This window comes from Paraburkholderia sejongensis, assembly GCF_020880815.1.
Taxonomy (GTDB): Bacteria; Pseudomonadota; Gammaproteobacteria; order Burkholderiales; family Burkholderiaceae; genus Paraburkholderia; species Paraburkholderia sejongensis.
The window spans coordinates 206,187-224,564 of the sequence record NZ_JAJITD010000002.1 but is presented as its reverse complement, the minus strand read 5'-3'; the positions used below and the strand labels follow the sequence as shown (position 1 = coordinate 224,564).

Below are 18,378 nucleotides of genomic sequence, written 5' to 3'. Positions count from 1 at the left end.
TGGCGCTCATCACAAGAACGGAGTGACGCGATGGGGGTGGGGTAGATGAAGAGCCGACGACAGGCGCTCAAGACGTTCCTGCTCGGCAGCCTGGCCGGGGCCGGCGCGAGCACGGCCGAGCTGGGCTTCGCGCGCGCGGCGGGGCACGCACTGCGTGAGCGGGACCCGTTCGCGGGTCCCGGCGCGGCTGCGGACCCGGGCACCGGCGGCGTGATGCGGGTCGCCGCGAGCGTGCCCGAGCGTGGCGGCGCGGCCGAGGCGGTCGCGCCGAATTATCTGAAGACGCTCAGCGACATCGTCGCCGGGATGGAGGTGAGCGTCGCGCGCTTCGTCGAGCCGCGCAAATTCGCGGCGATCCAGCGCGGCGCGTCCGGCTACGACTGCGGCAACGACCTGCGCGCGGCGCTCGCGAGCGGCGCGCGCGGGCTCTATCTGCCGCGCGGCATCTGGCGCTACACCGGCGATCTGACCACCGCGACCGGCACGCGAATACGCGGCGACGGCGGCGGCGAATACATCGTGATCAGCGACGCCGCGTCGGGCTCGACGATTCTCGAACGCCAGGACGCGGGCGGCCCGACCTCGGCGGCATTGACGCTCGGTGTGTCGTCGTTCATCGAGCACGTGCAGGTGCGGCCCGCGCACTTCGAGCAGGTGATCTACTACCTCGCCAACTATCCGGCGCGCACCGGCAACACCGCGATCGGCATCCGCTTCGACACGTCGGCCGGCGCGCGCCGCTGCACCGCGGTCGGCTTTTCGCGCGCGGGCTTCGAACTGGGCACCACGTCGACGCTCGATCGTTGCTACGCGTACATGTGCGAGCGCGGCTTCTACGCGATCGAGCACACCGACGGCTCGCTGCTCAACTGCATCGGCATGTTCTGTCATACGGCCGGCGCCGATCTGGTGTCGAACTACTGGCAGGTGATCGGCGGACGCTACGAGTGGAACGCGCGCTACGGCGTGATTCTCGGCGCCGAATCGCTGATCGTCGGCACGGTGCTCGATCGCAACGGTTTTGCCGGCGTCTATATGAAGAACGGCAACTGGGGCAAGGTGGTGAACGGCAACTACTTCTCGCGCAACGGCGCGGCCGGCGACGGCAAGCTCGGCCGCTGGAAGTTCTCGACGCGCGGGCATCCTTCGTATCTCGAGGTGCCGCCCGGGCAGAGCTGCCACATCCAGATCGATTACCAGCAGGCCGCGACGATCGTCGGCAACCGCTACCGGCACGGCCAGGACGACGAGGACGGCGGCTGCGACGGTCCGCAGTTCATCTACGGCAGCACGACCGCGCCCGGCAGCACGCCGCTCGACGGCATCACGATTCAGGGCAATTTCGGCGACCGCGCGCACGATTCGGTGCCGGGCTTCAACAAGGCCTATCCGGGCGGCGGCGCGCTCGCGGGCGGCAAGGACAGCAACCTCGCGCACGCGCTGAATCTGGGTGTGGGCTACGAGCGCGGCGGGATTGCGAGCGCGCTGCATTGCGGCGATCAGACGGTGTCGGCGGAGACCACGCGGGTCTCGATCAACGTGTTGCGCTCGACCTCGGGCCGCGTGGTGCTGCGCGCGGCGACGCGCGGCAACGCGCTGCTCGCCGAAATCCTGTTCGCGACCGATGCGGCCGACAGCGCTTACAAGACCGTGGTCAACAATCTGATCGGCAATGCGGTCAAGAGCGCGGTATTGGCGGCAAATAACTCGGATGATCGCTACAACAGGATCGATATCGCACTGAGCGAAGCATGTTTCGTGTCTTATTCTGTGTTTTCGACCTGATTTTTGACCCGCGCACTGCGAACAGGACGGATTTGTGTCGACGAGAAACGTCATCATTGCGCTGTATTCGGTGTACGCGCTGAACTACGTATTGCCGCTGGTTACGCTGCCCTATCTGTCGCATGTGCTCGGGCCGGCGGGGCTCGGCGTGATCGGCTACGCGCAGTCGATTTCGAATATTCTGCTGGTGGTCGTCGACTTCGGCTTCGGGCTGTCGAGCGCGCGCAAGGTCGCGGTGCATATCGCCGATCCGATCAAGGTCAACCGTATTTACTGGGCGACCACGGCCGGCCGCGCGGTTCTCGCGCTCGGCTGTTCGGCGGTGCTGATCGGGTGGTCGTTCACCGCGCATATGTCGCCGCAGGAACGCGGCGCGACGCTGCTCGGCGCGCTGGTGATCTGGGGCGGCGTGCTCACGCCCGGCTGCTTCTACGAAGGCACCCAGCGCCTGCCGGTGCTGGCCGGCACGCTGCTCGCGACGCGCGTCGCTTTGCTGGTGCCGCTGTTCCTGTTCGTGAAGGACCACAACGACGTGATGCTCGCGTCCGCGCTGCAATTTGCGCCGACCTTCGTGTGCGGCGCGATCCTGACGGGCGTGCTGATCTGGAAGCGCGAGATTTTGCTGAACGTGCGGGTCGGCTGGTCCGACGTGATCGACGAGGCGAAAGAGGCGTATCACATCTTTCTCGGCTCGGCGCTCACGTCGGTCTACATGTACGCGAACGTGATCCTGCTGCGGATGATCAGCGGCCCGGGCGCGGTCGGCTATTACGTGGCGGCCGAGCGGCTCACCAATGCGCTGCGCGCGTGCACCGCGCCGGCGATTCAGGCGTTCTTTCCGAAGATCTGCGTCGCTTACGAGCGCCACGATTTCCCGTATATCCACAAGGTCAATCGCGGCTTCATGGTCGCGTTCGCGGCGTCGGCGGTGCTGCTGCTGGTCGGCTTCACGGTGCTCGGCGAATGGTTCGTCGGGCGCTTTCTCGGCGAGGCGTTCGGCGAGACGTTCCGGATCCTGCGCATCCTCGTGTTCGTGCCGGCGATCGTCGGGATGACGACCACGCACGTGATGCTGACGGTGATCGCGTCGGGCAACCAGTCGCTGCTCAAGCGCGTTTATCTGTACGGCGCGCTGTTCCATCTGGTGCAGGCGCCGGTCAGCATCTACTTCTGGGGCGGCGTGGGCACCGCGTGTTCGGTCGCGGCGACCGAGCTGTTCATGCTGATCGGCGTGTACAACCTGTCGAGCCGGATCAATCACGGCCAGATCGCGGTGCGCGCGCAGACCTCGCTCAAGCAGGACCTGGCGGCGGCCGAGCAGGATTAGGCGCGGCAGCGGCCGCGCCGCTTATTGCGCTGCGTACCGTGCCGCTTATTGCACCGCTTATTGCACCGCTTACCGCGCGGCGGACAGCCCGCTCGGCTTCGCGTTGCGCAGATACAGCACGGTCGACAGCACGGCCGCCGCGGCCGCCGCGAGCGCGGCGAACAGGAACACCGAACCGTAGCCGAATTCGCCGGCGATCCAGCCGGCCAGCGGCCCGGTAATGCCGAGCGACAGATCCAGAAACACCGAATACGCGGACAGCGCCGCGCCGCGGCTGGCGGGCGGCACGAGGCCGACCGCCTCGACGCCCAGCGCCGGGAACACCAGCGCGAAGCCGAAACCGGTCAGCGCCGCGCCGGCCAGCGCGATATGCGGCTCCGGCGCGAGCCACAACATCAGCAGACCCACGCATTCGAACGCGAACGACGCGATTGCGACACGAAAGCCGCCATAGGTCTTGATCGTGTTCGCGAACAGCAGACGCGAGCCGATGAACAGCGTGCCGAACACCGTCAGCGACAGCGCCGCGTTCGGCCAGTGCCGGGCCGCATAGAACAGCGTGATGAAGGTCGCGATCGACCCGAAGCCGGCCGAGCCGAGCGCGAGGCCGATCCCGTGCGGCAGCACGCGCGTGAACACGCTGCGGTACGACATCCGTTCGCCGTGCACCAGCGGCACCGGCGCGATCAGGCGCGCGAGGTAGTAGCCGAGCCCGGCCAGCGCGATCACCAGAATGCCGAGCGCGGTGAAGTCGATCGAGCGCGCGATCGCGACGCCGAGCGGCGCGCCGATCGCCAGCGCGCCGTAAGTGGCGATGCCGTTCCACGAAATCACCCGCGCGTTGTTCGAGGTGCCGACCCGGCCGATCCCCCACAGAATCGCGCCGGTGCCGCACAGGCTTTCGCCGCAACCGAGCACGAGGCGGCTGCACACCAGCAGCACGAGACTGAGCACCGGCCAGTGTCCGGTCAACGCGGCGAGCAGCAACAGCACGCCGCTCGCGCCGCAACCGAGCAAGCCGATCGACACCGTGCGCTTGGGCCCGAGCGTGTCGGCCGCGCGGCCGGCGAGCGGGCGCGACGCGAGCGTCGCGAGGTACTGCACGCTGATCGCGGCGCCGGCCAGCACCGCGCTATAGCCGAGGTCGCCGTGCACGTAACCGGGCAGCACCGCGAGCGGAATGCCGATCGTCAGGTAACAGATAAAGGTGAAAAAGACGACGGGAATGATCTGCAGGGTCGTCGCAAATTCGCTGCGGGAAGACGCGGAGTCGGTGGACATCGGGAAAACGAGACTTGAAATCGGCGGGAGTGCGTGATTGTCACATGGAACCGATTCCGGTGCAGGGTTTGCTTAATTATTAGTCGGATTGGAGACGCGTTGTGGCCGATTCCCGCTGTCGCGCGGCAGCATCGAGCGTGGCTTTTATTCCGCACAAAACAATTAAAAGCGGCAAAAATCCCCAGGCAACATAAGCGCGGCGACCCGTAAAACGACCCATATATTTTTTGACGCATATGTCCCCCATGCGAGCGGCGCTATGGGTTGTGTTTTTTGACGGTGATAGCTTTCAAACCATCGACGCGGCGTGTTCCGCGTGACCCCAGAACAGCCGAGAGCAACGACAGATGACCGAGCCGATCCGCTTCTATCACCGCAACGCGATCCGCGAAATCGCGGACGCGCCCGTCACCCGCACCGTGCTGCAGTATCTGCGCGAAGACGCGCACTGCACCGGCACCAAGGAAGGCTGCGCCGAAGGCGATTGCGGCGCCTGCACCGTGGTGATCGGCGAGCGCAACGCGGCGGGCGGCGTCGACTTCAAGGCGGTCAACGCGTGCATCCAGTTTCTGCCCACGCTCGACGGCCGCGCGTTGTTCACCGTCGAGGACCTGCGACAGCCGGACGGTTCGCTGCATCCGGTGCAGCAGGCGATGGTCGATTGTCACGGCTCGCAGTGCGGCTTCTGCACGCCCGGCTTCGTGATGTCGATGTGGGCGCTCTATGAAAAGCACGGCCACGAGCATAGCTGCGCGAATCGCACGGTGCCGTCGCGCGAGACGATCAGCAACGCGTTGACCGGCAACCTGTGCCGCTGCACCGGCTACCGGCCGATCGTCGAGGCGGCCGAAAAAATGTTCGACGCACCCGCGCCGAGCGCGCCGCTCGACGTGCAGGCACTGGCCGAAAAACTCGCCGCGCTGGAGCGCGGCGACACCTTCCACTACGAGCACAACGGCCAGCGCTTTGCCGCGCCGCGCACGCTCGCCGCGCTCGCCGGACTGAAACAGGCCGAACCGGCCGCGCGGATTCTCGCCGGCAGCACCGATATCGGGCTGTGGGTCACCAAGCAGATGCGCGAACTCGGCAACGTCGTCTACGTCGGGCAGATCGCCGAGCTGCGCAAGCTCGAAACCAACGACGACTGGATCGAGATCGGCGCGGGCGTGAGCGTCGAGCAAGCTTATGCGGAGATCGCGAAGCAATATCCCGAGCTGACCGAAATGTGGCAGCGCTTTGCGTCGCTGCCAATCCGCAACGCCGGCACGCTCGGCGGCAACATCGCGAACGGCTCGCCGATCGGCGATTCGATGCCGGGGCTGATCGCGCTCGGCGCGCGCGTGATCGTGCGCGGCGGCGAGATCGAGCGCGAGTTGCCGCTCGAAGACCTGTACCTCGCGTATCAGAAGAAGGACATGGCCGAGCACGAGTTCGTGGTCGGCCTGAAGGTGCCCACCCGAACGGGCGCGCGCACCAATCTGCGGTTTCGCACCTACAAGCTGTCGAAGCGCTTCGACTCGGATATCTCGGCGGTGTGCGCGGCGTTTTCCTACATCGCCGACGGCGCCGCGATCCGCGAGCCGCGCATCGCGTTCGGCGGCATGGCCGCGACGCCCAAACGCGCGCCGCAGGCCGAAGCGGTGCTGCGCGACGCCGAATGGCACGAGGCGACCGCGCGGGCCGCGATGCTCGCGCTCGGCGAGGACTACGCGCCGCTCAGCGACATGCGCGCGACCAGCGACTACCGGCTCGAAGCCGCGAAGAACACGCTGTACCGCTTCTGGCTCGAAACGCGCCCGCACAATCCGCTGCCGAAGAACCTGCTCGACGTGCGCGCGGTCGAGCCGGCCGGCGCGAGCGTCTGAGCGGCGGGCCAACGAGGATACGGAGAACTCAACGATGAACCAGCAAGCCGAACCGTTCCTGAAAGAAGTTCAGGACCTCGATGTTTTCACCCAGGTGCACGTGTCGCGTCCGCACGAGTCCGCGCATCTGCACGTGAGTGGCCGCGCCACTTACACCGACGACATCCCCGAAGTGGCCGGCACGCTGCACGCGGCGCTCGGGCTGTCGGCGAAGGCGCACGCGAAGCTCGTGTCGATCTCGCTCGACAAGGTGCGCGCGACGCCGGGCGTAGTCGCGGTGTTCACCGCCGACGATATCCCCGGCGCGAACGACGTCGGCCCGATCGTCCACGGCGACGATCCGATTCTGGCCGATGGCGTGGTCCAGTACGTCGGCCAGCCGATCTTCATCGTGGTCGCCAGCTCGCACGAGGCGGCGCGGCTCGGCGCGCGGCGCGCCGAGGTGGTCTACGAGGAGCTGCCGGCGGTGCTGACCGCGCAGCAGGCGCGCGCTGCGAACCAGTACGTGCTGCCGCCGATGAAAATCGCGCGCGGCGAGCCCGGCGCGAAGATCGCGCGCGCGGTGCATCGCGAGGCCGGCGAAATGGTGCTCGGCGGGCAGGAACAGTTCTATCTGGAAGGGCAGATCTCGTACGCGGTGCCGAAGGACGACGACGGCATGCACGTGTACTGCTCGACCCAGCATCCGACCGAAATGCAGCACCTCGTCGCGCACACGCTCGGCGTCGCTTCGCATAACGTATTGATCGAATGCCGGCGGATGGGCGGCGGCTTCGGCGGCAAGGAATCGCAGTCGGGTCTGTTCGCGTGCTGCGCGGCGCTCGCCGCATGGAAGCTGCTGCGTCCGGTCAAGCTGCGCCCGGACCGCGACGACGACATGATGGTCACCGGCAAGCGCCACGATTTTCACTACACGTACGAGGTCGGCTACGACGACGCCGGCACGATCGAAGGCGTCGCGGTGGACATGACCTCGCGCTGCGGTTTTTCCGCCGACCTGTCGGGGCCGGTGATGACCCGCGCGCTGTGCCACTTCGACAACGCGTACTGGCTCTCCGACGTATCGATCGACGGCTTCTGCGGCAAGACCAACACGCAGTCGAACACCGCGTTTCGCGGCTTCGGCGGCCCGCAGGGCGCGTTCGCGATCGAGTACATCATCGACAACGTCGCGCGTTCGGTCGGTATGGATTCGCTCGACGTGCGGCGTCGCAATCTGTACGGCAAGACCGAGCGCAACCAGACGCCGTATGGCCAGGTGGTCGAGGACAACGTGATTCACGAGCTGATCGACGAACTCGAAGCGACCAGCGACTACCGCGCGCGCCGCAAGCAGATCGACGAGTTCAACGCGAACAACGAGATCCTGAAGAAGGGCCTCGCGCTGACGCCGGTCAAGTTCGGCATCGCGTTCAACGTCACGCACTTCAACCAGGCCGGCGCGCTCGTGCATATCTACACCGACGGCTCGGTGCTGGTGAATCACGGCGGCACCGAGATGGGCCAGGGCCTGAATACCAAGGTCGCGCAGGTCGTCGCGCATGAACTGGGCGTCGGCCTGAACCGCATCCGCGTGAGCGCGACCGATACCAGCAAGGTCGCCAACACGTCGGCGACCGCCGCGTCGACCGGCTCCGATCTGAACGGCAAGGCCGCGCAGGATGCCGCGCGGCAGCTGCGCGAACGGCTCGCCGCGTTTGCCGCCGAAAAGTTCGGCGACGGCCGCGTGAATGCGCGCGACGTGCGCTTCGCGCATGACCGGGTGAGCGTCGGCGAGGCGCTCGTGCCGTTCGGCGAGGTGGTCGCCAAGGCGTATCTCGCGCGCGTGCAACTGTGGTCGGACGGCTTCTACGCGACGCCGAAGCTGTACTGGGATCAGTCGAAGCTGCAAGGGCGGCCGTTCTATTACTACTCGTATGGGGCGGCGGTGTCGGAGGTCGTGATCGATACGCTGACCGGCGAGATGCGCGTGCTGCGCGCCGATGCGTTGCACGACGTGGGCGCGTCGCTGAATCCGGCGCTCGATGTCGGCCAGGTCGAAGGCGCGTTCATCCAGGGGATGGGCTGGCTGACCACCGAGGAGCTGTGGTGGAACGAGGGCGGCAAGCTGATGACGCACGCGCCGTCCACCTACAAGATTCCGACCGTCAACGATGTGCCGCCGGTCTTCAACGTGAAGCTGTTCAAGAACCGCAACGTCGAGGACAGCATCCATCGCTCGAAGGCGACCGGCGAGCCGCCGCTGCTGCTGCCGTTCTCGGTGTTCTTCGCGGTGCGCGACGCGGTGTCGGCGGTCGGCGGGCACAAGGTCAATCCGCCGCTCAATGCGCCGGCGACCAGCGAGGAAATTCTCAAGGCGGTCGGCGCGGTGCGCTCCGCGAGCGCGGACGTGGCCGTGGCTGCGGCGCGGGTCTGACGGCAAGCGCCGAACGCTCAGGAGCGAAGCATGCAAGCACGCGTGAATGATTGTGCCGGCGGCACCGGCCGCCTCGACGACCCCGGCTTACCGGTGCGGATCGGCCGGCGTCGCGCGGGCGAGCCGCCGCGCGCGGCGCCGATGCATATCGTGCTGTTCGGCGCGGGTCACGTCGGCCATGCGCTGGTGCAACTGCTCGGCAGCCTGCCGTGCGTGGTCCAGTGGGTCGACGAGCGCGACGAGCTGTTCCCCGACGAAACGCCGCCGAACGTGCAGATCGAAGCGACCGACACGCCCGACGCAATCGTCGACGCGGCGCCGCCCGGCGCGTGGTTTCTGGTGATGACGCACAACCACGCGCTCGATTTTTCGCTGGCCGCGCGCATCATGCGGCGGCGCGACTTCAGCTACTTCGGGATGATCGGCTCGAAGACCAAGCGGGTGAAATTCGAGCGGCGCCTGGTCGAGCGCGGAGTGGAGCCCGAGCGGCTCGCGCAGATGACGTGTCCGATCGGCGTCGAGGGGATCGTCGACAAGGCGCCCGCGGCGATTGCCATTGCGGTGTGCGCGCAGTTGCTGCGGCTGCGCTACGCGCGGCAGGCGGGCGCGCCACGCGTGGTCGAGCAGGTGAGCGCCTAAATCAGCGCGCCTGCCTGCGCGGCGCCTTGCGCGCGACCAGCTCGCCCGACACCTCGGCCATCAACGCGCGCAGCCAGTCGATATCACTCGGCCGGTCCGGCTGCCGATGCCACATCTGGTAGCACTTGATACGCGGAAACGCGATCGGCGCCTCGACGACGGCGAGCGGCAGCATGCTCGCGTAGTGCAGCGCGAAGCGGCGCGTGGTCGTGAAGATCAGGTCGGTTTGCAGCAGCGTCTGCGCGACGAGGCCGAAATACGGCAGCGTCGCGACGATTCGCCGGGCCGCGTGCGCGCGCGAGAGACCGGTATCGATCGCGCCGCCGCGCGCGCCGCTGTAGTGAGCCGGCGCGAGATGCGGCGCGGCCAGATACGCGTCGCGGGTCAGCGGCGCCTGCGCGAGCGGATGATCGGCGCGCATCATGCACACGACGGTATCGGCGAACAGATCGCTGCGCTCGAAACGCGAATCGGGCTTCGGCCAGTTGCCGATCACCAGATCGAGTTCGCCCGCCTCCAGCGCGGCCGAATGATCGAGCAATGGCCCGAGTGATTCGATTTCGAGCCGCGCGTGCGGCGCCGCCTCGCGAAAGCGCGCGATCACGGTCGGCATGAAGAAGTCGTTCAGATAGTCGGGCGCGGCGATCCGGAAGGTGCGGCGCGAGCGGCCCGGGTCGAAATCGCCGTGCGGCGTCGCGACGAAATCGACGTCGCGCAGCACCCGTTGCGCGGCCGCCAGCAGCGACTCGCCGTATTCGGTCGGCACCATGCCCGCTTTGCCGCGCACGAGGATCGGATCGCCGAGCGTTTCGCGCAGCTTGCGCAGCGCGGTGCTGATCGCCGGCTGGGTCTGGTTCAGCCGCAACGCGGTTTGCGTGACGCTGCGCTCGACCAGCAGCGTGCGCAGCACGCGCACGAGCCAGATATCGAGGGAGGCGGCGGTGTCGTCCATGATCGAAGCGCGGCGGCGCGAACGGCAACGGCCGTCCGGCGCGCAGTCCGCGCGCGGGGATGCGAAGTTATAACCTTAGGCCGGTTTGCCGGCGAGCGGCATAGCGTGGACGGTATGGCGGGGATCAGCGCCGGCGCGCGCCGCCGCGCCGCCGTGCCGCCCGCGCCGCGCTGTGCCGCCTCGCTTCAGGGCTTGTCGGCGGGCTTGTCCAGACCCCACGGCAGCGAGCTGATCCGCTTGACTTCGCGCGACTCCAGCCAGTTCGGCGTACGCGCGCAGTACAGCACCATCGGCAGTGCGTCTTCGCCCCAGAACAGCTGATCGTTCAGGCGGAACGTCGGCACGCCGTACACGCCGAGATCGGCCGCGTCTTCGGTATTGCGCTGCAGTTGCGCCTTCACTTCCGGGCGCTGGATCAGCTCCGGCCCGTCCGGTTTGCCGACCCGTTCGCACAGCTCGGCGAACGCTTCATCGCTCGACGGGTCGCGCCCCTCGCGCCAGATGAAGCGGAAAATCTCGCGCACGAACTGCACGTCGCCGTTCGCGGCGGTCGCGAGCAGCAGCGGCTTCGTCGAATCGAACGGATGCGCGGGCGGCATCTTGTACGGAATGCCGAGTTGTTCCGCGCGAAACAGCGCGTGCCGGTACATGAACGTGCGCTTGGACGGCACGCTGTATGCGGAGCGCTGGCCCCAGTAGCGATACAGCTCGCTCAGCACGACCGGCGTGAACGCGAAATCGAAGCCGGGCCATTTGTCATGTTGCTCGAGCAACAGATAGGTGAACGGCGAGACGAAGTCGTAAAACCACAGCGGCTGTTTGGCGTCGATGCCAACGGTCATGAATGTCTCCCGAGAACCCGTTCCGGAGCGCGGACGACGCGTCCGCGATCCCATCAAAATTGTCATGATCTTACGCGGTGCTGCCCCGCCTTGCACCGGTCGAAATCCCCTGGTGGCGGGGCAGATGGCGTTGCTTCCGGAGCGCCCGCGCGGGCCGGCACGTCAGGGTTTGGCGCCGGCACCGGCATTAGCATCGGCATGAGCATCGGCATGAGCATCGGCATCGGCATCCGCATCCGCAGCGGCGGGCTCGCGCGCCGGCTCGTCCGCTTCGTCACGCTCGTGCGGCTCGCGCTCTTCGGTGAGCCGCCGCCGTACGAAGCCGATGTGCTCGCGCAGCACGTAGAACTGGTCCGCATACGCGAGCGGCATTTTCAGCCCGTTGACCGAGTCCTCGATCGCGTCGAGCCGCTCGATCAGCGATGCCCGCTCGGCCGCCGAATGCTCGCCGAGCGCGCTGCGCTCGATCGCGATCAGCGAGCCGTACCAGCGATAGATGCGCGACTTGACGCGCCACGCGTAGAGTCCCGGCACGACCCGCAGCGCCGGCACCAGCAGCACGATCAGCGGCACCACGATCACCAGCAGCCGGTCGGCGAGACTCGCGACCCAGAACGGCAGGATGCGGTACAGGAAGCTCTTGCCCGACTTGTAGTAACGCGCGGCGTCGTCGCTGAGAGGGAAGTCGTGCGCGGCCGGCGCGGGGAATTCGCCGGCCCGCTGCATCACCGTCGCGCCGCCGTGCACCTCGCGCGCCGCTTCGATCAACAGGTCCGACAGCGCCGGATGGAGCGAATCGCGCGCGACCAGTTCGGCGGTCGGCGCGACGATGCTGACCGACGTTGCCGGCAGATTCTTGCCGAGGTCGAGCGAGCCCATCGGGATCGTCAGCCTGGTCAGATACGGAAAGCGCCGCGTGTACGCTTCGGCCTGGGTGAAGTCGTAAAAGCGGATGTTCTGCGTGCGATACAGCTTGCCCATCACCGCCGGCTGGGCCGAATCGCCGGCCAGAAAGGCCGCGTCGATGCGCCCGGCGACCAGCGCGTCGGCCGCTTCGTCGCCCGACAGCGGCAGCAGTTTGGTCGGGCCGCCCGGCACGATGCCGTTCGACTTCAGCAGCGCGAGCGCGAGTTCGCGGGTGCCGCTGCCCTCGGCGCCGATCGCGAGGCGCTGGCCCTTGAATTGGGACAGCCATTGGACCGGCTCGCCGTGATAGAAGACCGCGAGCGGCACGTAGGCGACGCTGCCGAGCGACATCAAACCCTTGTCCTTGTCGGCCGCGTTCGGCGCGATCCCGCTTTGCACGAAGCCGACGTCGACGTCCGTCCGGCGGTCGGTCAGACGCTGGAGGTTCTCCTGCGAACCCTGCGAGCTCAGTACGTTCAGCGTGATGCGGTTGCGCGCGAGGATCGTCTTGTACTTCTGCGCGGCGTTCCAGAACGTGCTGCCGACCGGGCCGGCGCTGATCGTCAGCGTGCTCGGTGGCGCCGGCTGGATCAGCCGCACCGCGGCCCAGATCGCGACGATGCAAAGCAGCACGAGCGGGCCGAACGAGACCGCGAGGTCGCGCCACGAGATCGCGACGAAACGGGCGACGAGATGAGGAGTGCGGGGGCGGCCGGTGGCTGGCTTCATCGGATTGGCTGACGGGGACGGTCGGGCGGGCAAAGGGTGATCGAAGGGTGACCGGAAGCGCGGCAAGCGCGCGGTGCGGCAGGCGGTGGCCGCGCGGCGGCACGCGCCGCGCCCGATGGTAACCGAGATTCGCGCGAGCGCGAACCGCGCGGCCGGGCGCGGCGTCGACAAACGCGTAACAAATCGTGAGCGCCCCGATAAGCGCCCCGATAAGCGTCGCGCATGAGTGACCCGGATGAGCGCCCCGGATGAGTGACCGAGGCGAGCGTCCTATGAGCGCCCCATCAGCGCCCCGGATGAGCGCCACCAGTGAACGCTGCCGGCGCGCCACGCGTTGCGCTAAACCCTTTGCGATTCTGCGCGGGCTAGATTAAATTGTGCATCGCTGCCGCGAACCAACGTTTGCGCGGCGCTACCCCGGCGGACAAGACCGGGGCGCGTCGACGGACTTCGCGGTGTGCGGGCCGAGCCGCCCGGCGTGGCGTCGTTGCGACGCTACCCCGACGGGCGCTCCGGCAGTCAGCCTCTCCAGCTTCTTGCACAGCGTGTCACAGCCGTAGCCGGCCGTTGCAGCCGCGCGCGTTCGCGCCCGCAACGCAAGGGCCGCCCGTAGTCGTAACGAAACCGCTTGAATGTGCGGTCCAATGTGAAACCAAGGAGAAGAGAGCTATGAAGACGGTCGGTTATCTGAAAGCGCTGGGCGTGGTGGTGGCGATGGTGGCGGCGTGCAACGTGTACGCGCAGGCAAGCGACGCGGCGACCGCCGCGCCGTCGGCTGCCGCCAACGTCAAGGCCGGCAAGCGCGCGAATCACGAACTCGGCCGCAAGGTCCGCGCCGCGCTCACCAAGACCCAGGGTCTGGACGTGTCGAACATCTCCGTGCGCGCACGCGGCGGCGCGGTGACGCTGACCGGTTCGGTGCCGAGCCAGGGGCAGATCGATGCGGCTGGCGAAGCCGCGAAGGGCGTCGCCGGCGTGACGTCGGTGTCGAACAAACTGACGGTCGTGCAGCAGTAAGCAGCGCATCGCGCGTGGCGCCGGCTGGCGGCGTCGTCGCGATACCGCCCCGCGTCACCCGAAGCTCCGGCATTGCGCCGGGGCTTTTTTTTCGCCGCGAGCCTGGGGGGGGGGGGCCGCGTGCCGCGCGCCGAATGCGTCGACGCAGCCCGCCGGCGGGCGCCGCCGTGCATTTGTGCGTTGCGGCACAGAGCCGGCGCGGGGCGAGGCGTACCGTGATGACAAGGATCTGGAGTCGACATCATGGGAATTACGCAGTTTCGCTATATCGATCTGCCGATCGGCGACCGCGCCGCCTTCGAGCTGGTCTGCGCGCGCCACGGCTTCGCGCCGGTGCATTTCGAGATCAGCGCGAGCGCGCCGGCCGACGAGCCCGAGCACGAACGCGTCGTCACGGTGCGGCGCGGCGGCTGGACCCAGTCGTATCAGGACGGCCGCGGGCAGTGGATCCGCCAGTTCGAGGCGGATCTGACCTGCCGCTTCTTCAAATAGCGCGCGTCACGACATCACCAGCTTGACGCCGACCAGCGTCAGCGTGGCGGCGAGCAGGTTGCGCAGCAGCGCATCGGGCGCGCGGGTGGACAGATAGCTGCCGATCGCGATGCCCGGCAGCGAGCCCACCAGCAGCGACGCCAGCAACGACCAGTCGATCGAGCCGAGCAGCCAGTGCCCGGCGCCCGCCAGCAGCGTCAGCGGCACCGCGTGCGCGATGTCGGAACCGACGATACGGTTGGTGGGCAGCAGCGGATACAGCAGCAGCAACACCGTCACGCCGATCGCGCCCGCGCCCACCGAGGTCAACGACACCAGCACGCCGAGGATCGCGCCGGTCAGCATCGTCAGCGCGAGCGTGCGCCCCTGGCGCTGCGTGCGTTGCTTGCGGGCGGCGAACGCCGCGAGCTGCGGCCGGAAGATCAGCGCGATCGCGGTAATCAGCAGCGCGACGCCGAGCACGACCTGAATCAGCCGGCTCGCGCCCGGCGTGTCCATCCCGTAGCGGTGCAGCACGATCAGCGTGACGGTGGCGGCCGGCACGCTGCCGGCCGCCAGACGCAGCGTGATCTGCCAGTCGACCGAGCCTTTCAGCCCGTGCAGCAGCGTGCCGGTCGCCTTGGTGGCGGCCGCGTACAGCAGGTCGGTGCCGACCGCGGTGGCCGGGTGCACGTTGAACAGCAGGACGAGAATCGGCGTCATCAGCGAGCCGCCGCCGACGCCCGTCAGCCCGACCAGAAAGCCGACGAACAGGCCGGAGACGGAGTACAGCAGATCGATATGGGGAAGTGCCATTAAGCGGACAGCTGACGAGCGCAGGTGAAAGGGGTGGGCCGCGGTGACGCCGGCAAAGCCGGCGCGACGGCGCCGGGGCGGGCGCTGACGGGACGGCGCTCTCGCGGCCGCCGCGGGCCTTGCCGCCGCCGCCAACCGTACGCCGATCCGGCCGCTGCCCGCGCGGCGAAAGGCGCTATTGTCGCAAAACTGCTGCCGCAGCGTGTGCGCGGCGTTCAGCGTGGCGCTGGCGAGGCCGTGTGAGCGGGTCCGGGGAGGACTTTTAGAGCGCGCTTCATAGTGCCCTTCAGAGCGCGCGGCGGATCTCGACGACGCCGAACGCGGCCAGCGTGAGGCCGACCACCCGGTCGATCGCGACGCGCAGTTTGCTGCCGATCGCATGGCGCGCGAGCGACACCACGGTCACCAGCACGCACCACCACGCGATCGAGCCGGCGAACACGCCGCCGACGGTGGTCAGCGCGACGGCCGGCGAGAACGCGCCGCGCGGCGCGAGCGTCGTAAACAGCGCGGCGAACATGATCACGGTCTGCGGGTTGGTCAGCGTCAGCAGCAATGCGCTCGCATACGCGCGCAGCGCGCCGGCGCGGCCGATCCGCGCGAGCTTGCCGTCGCCGTTGCCGTTCGCGCCGTCGGCGGGTTCGGCGGCCGGCTTCTGCAGCAGCGTGCGCACGCCGAGGTAGAGCAGGAACAGACCGGCGAGCAGATGCAGAGGCCGGTCGTACGCGAGCATGAACTGCGAAATGCCGACGAGCCCGAGTGCCGCGATCAGTCCGTAGGCAGCGTCGCCGCTCGCGATGCCGAAGCCGATCGCGAGCCCGGCCGCGGGGCCGCCGGTCAGCGTGCGACGAATGCACAGCATGCCCATCGGGCCGACCGGCGCGGCGATCGCGAGGCCGACGCCGGCGGCGGTGAAAAACAGACTGGTGGTCGACATGAGCAGGGTCCCGGTGCTTGTTCTGGTTAGATGCGATGGCCCGCGGGATGCGGCGGCCTCGGCGCAGACGCCAGCATAGCCACGCTGAAATTCGCCGGCAAGCGCGCGCGGCGCGTGGGCGAGCCGCTTCGGCGAGCCGCTATGGAGAGCTGGAAGTCGCTACGAGTCGCTATAAGTCGTTATAAGTCGCTATAAGAGTCGCGCCGCGCTTCGTCGGTGCGCTCGAGCCGCTCCGACACGTTCGCGAGCAGCAACGCAAGCAGTACCGCGCTGATCGCCGCGAACAGGAACGCGCCGATCAACGCAGCCAGTATCAGCACGATCCATCCAACCCCGTTCATCTGTTTGGCTCCAGCGCGTTTGTGCGGCATCGTAACCCGTACCGGCATGAAGTTTATGTGCGCTTGCACGCCGGAAGGCTGTCGCCGCACGCCCAACTATCGTCATATCGTGCCAGTGGGTGGCACGAAGTATTGAGCGGGTCGCCACGGATGGCCGTATGATCGATGCGGCTAGCGAGGCTCTGGACTCCGAAGCATCGCGGCGAGAGTTGCTGCGCGCCGCGATGCAACGCTCGCGGCTAGTCGATTTCAGCAGCGCGGTGGCGGAATCGAACCTGGTTCTTACCCACACATTCCGCCATTCGCCGATCAATCGCGCATAAGCAAAACGGCTGGCGCAGCCGATGTTTCAACTCTGAAACATTAATCGCCGTTTTATTTTTCGCGGCTTTCAATAAAGGCTAATTAAATAATCTATTCACCGGGCAAGGTGTTTATATTGGATGGGGAATTGCCGCGATCCGCGGCCCGTGCCGCGCTCGTCGCCAGCACGACACGGGCCACGGCGCAGCCGCGAGCGAAAAGCGGGCCGGAGAGACTATCTCTCTCAAGGCGCTTGCGCCGGAAAGGATTCACTTGTAAGACAGCAATTCAAGGTTTTATCGAATTGCGCTGAGCACTTTTCGAGTCGGTGCACAGTGTGCGCTGGCGTACGCAATCAATTTTTAAATTGCCTTAACATTCTCGAATGCATATTCAGTCATATGCGCAATTTCGCATTAATTCATTGATATGGCGATCGCTTCGCCAACGTGCGCAATTGCACTGAACGGTCACCCAATAAAGCGTCAACATGTCCGCACTTTCGGACATGGCGGCTAAATGCTGGAAGCCGTCGCTATGATCCAGTGCACCGAGTCGGCACGCCCGGAGGCCGTAGAAGATGAAGTCGATCGTGTTCCGTTGAGAGGATGGCTATGACCTGCGCAAGTCTCGATTCCGCAATGCTGCGCTGGGTGCATGCGCCGAACAAAGGCGTGCGCCGCATTGCAATCGTGCTGTTCAACGACTGCTCGCTGCAGAGCGCGGGCGTGATCGCCGAAGTGTTTCAGGCCGCCAACGAACTCGCCGCCTCGGGCTCGGGCGCCTGGCTCTACGACGTGTCGTTTCTGTCGGTCGACGGCGGCATGGTCGGTTCGTCGTCCGGTTTGCGGGTGTGGACTGAGGGGCTCGACGCGCGTCACTACGGCGGTTTCGACGCGCTGTATGTCGCCGGCGGCAAGGGCGCGGCGCTGGCGGCGCGCGACGAGCGGCTGATCGGCTGGCTGCGGCGGGTCCGTCGCAATACCGCGATGATCCGCCCGATCGCCGAAGGACGCGCGGTGCTCGACGCGGCTTACCTGTCCGACGGCAGGGATGACGCGGAGCTGGAGCAGCCGGCGCATGGCGTGAACACGGCGGATAGGGCGGCGCATAGCGCAGCGAGTTACGCGGGCAACGGCGCAGCCAACGGTGCAGCAAACGGTGGAAAAAACGCTGGAACGAACGGTGCAACAAACGCTGGAACCAGCAGCGGAACAAACGGCGCACGCGCTCCCGAGCATGGCATCACCGAACCCGGCGATCGCCTCGAATCGATGCGCAGCGCGCTCGCGATGATCAAGCGCGATCTCGGCAACGCGACCGCGCGGATGGCGGCCGAGCGGCTGCTGGCGGATTCGTGCACGAACCTCGCGCCGCTGCTCGGCGAGGACGGCGCGATGAGTCCCGGCGACAAGGTGCGCGCGGCCGCGCGCTGGCTGCAGGAAAACTGCCAGCAGTCGATTTCGATTGCCGACGCCGCGCAGTTCGCGGCAATGAGCGAGCGCAACTTCCTGCGCCGCTTCAAGATGGAAATGGGCATTACGCCGTCGAGTTTTCTGCTGCACGAACGCCTCGCGGTCACCTGCAGCCTGTTGACCGAATCCGAATTGCCGGTCGACAAGATCGCACGCCGGACCGGCATGGGCAACGGCGACCGGCTCGCGAAAGTGTTCCGCAAGCGGATGAGGATTTCGCCGACCGAGTTCAGGATTCAAAGCCGCCGGATGGGCGGCGAGTAATCGGGCCGGAAT

16 protein-coding genes are annotated in these 18,378 nt (G+C 67.2%); 9 read left to right on the top strand and 7 right to left on the bottom strand.

The annotated features are described in order from the left end of the window. Positions 1 to 45 precede the first annotated feature (45 nt). Positions 46 to 1,785 carry a hypothetical protein gene (locus LJ656_RS04550; protein WP_230508087.1) on the top strand — a complete coding sequence of 580 codons (1,740 nt, stop codon included), beginning with the start codon at positions 46 to 48 and terminating at the stop codon, positions 1,783 to 1,785. Between the two features lie 34 nt (positions 1,786 to 1,819). Further along, positions 1,820 to 3,112, top strand: coding sequence for an oligosaccharide flippase family protein (locus tag LJ656_RS04545; RefSeq protein ID WP_230508086.1), 1,293 nt, complete (start codon positions 1,820 to 1,822; stop codon positions 3,110 to 3,112). 69 nt (positions 3,113 to 3,181) lie between these two features. Here LJ656_RS04545 and LJ656_RS04540 read toward each other — a convergent pair whose 3' ends face one another. Then, a complete protein-coding gene (locus LJ656_RS04540; protein ID WP_230508085.1) occupies positions 3,182 to 4,393 on the bottom strand; it encodes an MFS transporter in 1,212 nt (403 codons plus the stop codon). A 347-nt stretch (positions 4,394 to 4,740) separates the two neighbouring features. Here LJ656_RS04540 and xdhA point away from each other — a divergent pair, with 347 nt between their 5' ends. Genes xdhA through xdhC form a run of 3 tightly spaced genes read left to right on the top strand, consistent with a single transcriptional unit; the run spans position 4,741 to position 9,313 of the window. After that, entirely contained in the window at positions 4,741 to 6,258 is a 1,518-nt protein-coding gene (xdhA, locus tag LJ656_RS04535; protein WP_230508084.1) for a xanthine dehydrogenase small subunit, read from the top strand. A gap of 34 nt (positions 6,259 to 6,292) precedes the next feature. Next, on the top strand, positions 6,293 to 8,674 hold the full coding sequence (gene xdhB / locus LJ656_RS04530) for a xanthine dehydrogenase molybdopterin binding subunit (RefSeq protein ID WP_230508083.1): 2,382 nt from the start codon (positions 6,293 to 6,295) through the stop codon (positions 8,672 to 8,674). 30 nt (positions 8,675 to 8,704) lie between these two features. After that, entirely contained in the window at positions 8,705 to 9,313 is a 609-nt protein-coding gene (gene xdhC, locus LJ656_RS04525) for a xanthine dehydrogenase accessory protein XdhC (protein WP_230508082.1), read from the top strand. A 1-nt stretch (position 9,314) separates the two neighbouring features. Here the strand turns inward: xdhC and LJ656_RS04520 are convergent, their stop codons facing one another. The 3 genes from LJ656_RS04520 to LJ656_RS04510 form a co-directional block, all read right to left on the bottom strand. After that, positions 9,315 to 10,265, bottom strand: a complete 951-nt coding sequence (locus LJ656_RS04520; protein WP_230508081.1) for a LysR family transcriptional regulator — start codon at positions 10,263 to 10,265, stop codon at positions 9,315 to 9,317. Positions 10,266 to 10,450: 185 nt separating this feature from the next. Further along, positions 10,451 to 11,107 (bottom strand): 2-hydroxychromene-2-carboxylate isomerase, encoded by a 657-nt coding sequence (locus LJ656_RS04515; protein ID WP_230508080.1) that lies wholly within the window; start codon positions 11,105 to 11,107, stop codon positions 10,451 to 10,453. 162 nt (positions 11,108 to 11,269) lie between these two features. After that, on the bottom strand, positions 11,270 to 12,742 hold the full coding sequence (locus LJ656_RS04510; RefSeq protein ID WP_230508079.1) for a TAXI family TRAP transporter solute-binding subunit: 1,473 nt from the start codon (positions 12,740 to 12,742) through the stop codon (positions 11,270 to 11,272). Positions 12,743 to 13,411: 669 nt separating this feature from the next. Between LJ656_RS04510 and LJ656_RS04505 the strand changes: the two genes are divergently transcribed. Both LJ656_RS04505 and LJ656_RS04500 read left to right on the top strand, forming a co-directional pair. Continuing rightward, a complete protein-coding gene (locus LJ656_RS04505; protein WP_230508078.1) occupies positions 13,412 to 13,759 on the top strand; it encodes a BON domain-containing protein in 348 nt (115 codons plus the stop codon). Positions 13,760 to 14,002: 243 nt separating this feature from the next. Next, the gene (locus LJ656_RS04500) at positions 14,003 to 14,251 is read left to right on the top strand and encodes a hypothetical protein (protein ID WP_230508077.1); all 249 of its coding nucleotides are present in this window, start codon (positions 14,003 to 14,005) and stop codon (positions 14,249 to 14,251) included. Positions 14,252 to 14,257: 6 nt separating this feature from the next. Here LJ656_RS04500 and LJ656_RS04495 read toward each other — a convergent pair whose 3' ends face one another. The 3 genes from LJ656_RS04495 to LJ656_RS04485 form a co-directional block, all read right to left on the bottom strand. Next, positions 14,258 to 15,046, bottom strand: a complete 789-nt coding sequence (locus LJ656_RS04495; protein ID WP_230508076.1) for a sulfite exporter TauE/SafE family protein — start codon at positions 15,044 to 15,046, stop codon at positions 14,258 to 14,260. Positions 15,047 to 15,332: 286 nt separating this feature from the next. Further along, positions 15,333 to 15,983, bottom strand: coding sequence for a LysE family translocator (locus tag LJ656_RS04490; protein WP_230508075.1), 651 nt, complete (start codon positions 15,981 to 15,983; stop codon positions 15,333 to 15,335). A gap of 179 nt (positions 15,984 to 16,162) precedes the next feature. Beyond that, the gene (locus LJ656_RS04485; RefSeq protein ID WP_230508074.1) at positions 16,163 to 16,324 is read right to left on the bottom strand and encodes a hypothetical protein; all 162 of its coding nucleotides are present in this window, start codon (positions 16,322 to 16,324) and stop codon (positions 16,163 to 16,165) included. 158 nt (positions 16,325 to 16,482) lie between these two features. Here LJ656_RS04485 and LJ656_RS04480 point away from each other — a divergent pair, with 158 nt between their 5' ends. Together LJ656_RS04480 and LJ656_RS04475 are read left to right on the top strand one after the other, a co-directional pair. After that, positions 16,483 to 16,647: a hypothetical protein gene (locus LJ656_RS04480; RefSeq protein ID WP_230508073.1), complete on the top strand. Its 165-nt coding sequence runs from the start codon at positions 16,483 to 16,485 to the stop codon at positions 16,645 to 16,647. A 594-nt stretch (positions 16,648 to 17,241) separates the two neighbouring features. Further along, positions 17,242 to 18,366 carry a helix-turn-helix domain-containing protein gene (locus tag LJ656_RS04475; RefSeq protein WP_230508072.1) on the top strand — a complete coding sequence of 375 codons (1,125 nt, stop codon included), beginning with the start codon at positions 17,242 to 17,244 and terminating at the stop codon, positions 18,364 to 18,366. The last annotated feature ends 12 nt before the right edge of the window (positions 18,367 to 18,378 follow it).

Bases quoted from the DNA above. Each gene is read 5' to 3' on its own strand.
- LJ656_RS04505 (WP_230508078.1), top strand. From the start codon at position 13,412: ATGAAGACGGTCGGTTATCTGAAAGCGCTGGGCGTGGTGGTGGCGATG.
- LJ656_RS04515 (WP_230508080.1), bottom strand. From the start codon at position 11,107: ATGACCGTTGGCATCGACGCCAAACAGCCGCTGTGGTTTTACGACTTC.
- LJ656_RS04500 (WP_230508077.1), top strand. From the start codon at position 14,003: ATGGGAATTACGCAGTTTCGCTATATCGATCTGCCGATCGGCGACCGC.
- LJ656_RS04495 (WP_230508076.1), bottom strand. From the start codon at position 15,046: ATGGCACTTCCCCATATCGATCTGCTGTACTCCGTCTCCGGCCTGTTC.
- LJ656_RS04475 (WP_230508072.1), top strand. From the start codon at position 17,242: ATGACCTGCGCAAGTCTCGATTCCGCAATGCTGCGCTGGGTGCATGCG.
- xdhC (WP_230508082.1), top strand. From the start codon at position 8,705: ATGCAAGCACGCGTGAATGATTGTGCCGGCGGCACCGGCCGCCTCGAC.
- LJ656_RS04485 (WP_230508074.1), bottom strand. From the start codon at position 16,324: ATGAACGGGGTTGGATGGATCGTGCTGATACTGGCTGCGTTGATCGGC.
- LJ656_RS04490 (WP_230508075.1), bottom strand. From the start codon at position 15,983: ATGTCGACCACCAGTCTGTTTTTCACCGCCGCCGGCGTCGGCCTCGCG.
- xdhA (WP_230508084.1), top strand. From the start codon at position 4,741: ATGACCGAGCCGATCCGCTTCTATCACCGCAACGCGATCCGCGAAATC.
- LJ656_RS04520 (WP_230508081.1), bottom strand. From the start codon at position 10,265: ATGGACGACACCGCCGCCTCCCTCGATATCTGGCTCGTGCGCGTGCTG.
- xdhB (WP_230508083.1), top strand. From the start codon at position 6,293: ATGAACCAGCAAGCCGAACCGTTCCTGAAAGAAGTTCAGGACCTCGAT.
- LJ656_RS04510 (WP_230508079.1), bottom strand. From the start codon at position 12,742: ATGAAGCCAGCCACCGGCCGCCCCCGCACTCCTCATCTCGTCGCCCGT.
- LJ656_RS04550 (WP_230508087.1), top strand. From the start codon at position 46: ATGAAGAGCCGACGACAGGCGCTCAAGACGTTCCTGCTCGGCAGCCTG.
- LJ656_RS04480 (WP_230508073.1), top strand. From the start codon at position 16,483: ATGATCGATGCGGCTAGCGAGGCTCTGGACTCCGAAGCATCGCGGCGA.
- LJ656_RS04540 (WP_230508085.1), bottom strand. From the start codon at position 4,393: ATGTCCACCGACTCCGCGTCTTCCCGCAGCGAATTTGCGACGACCCTG.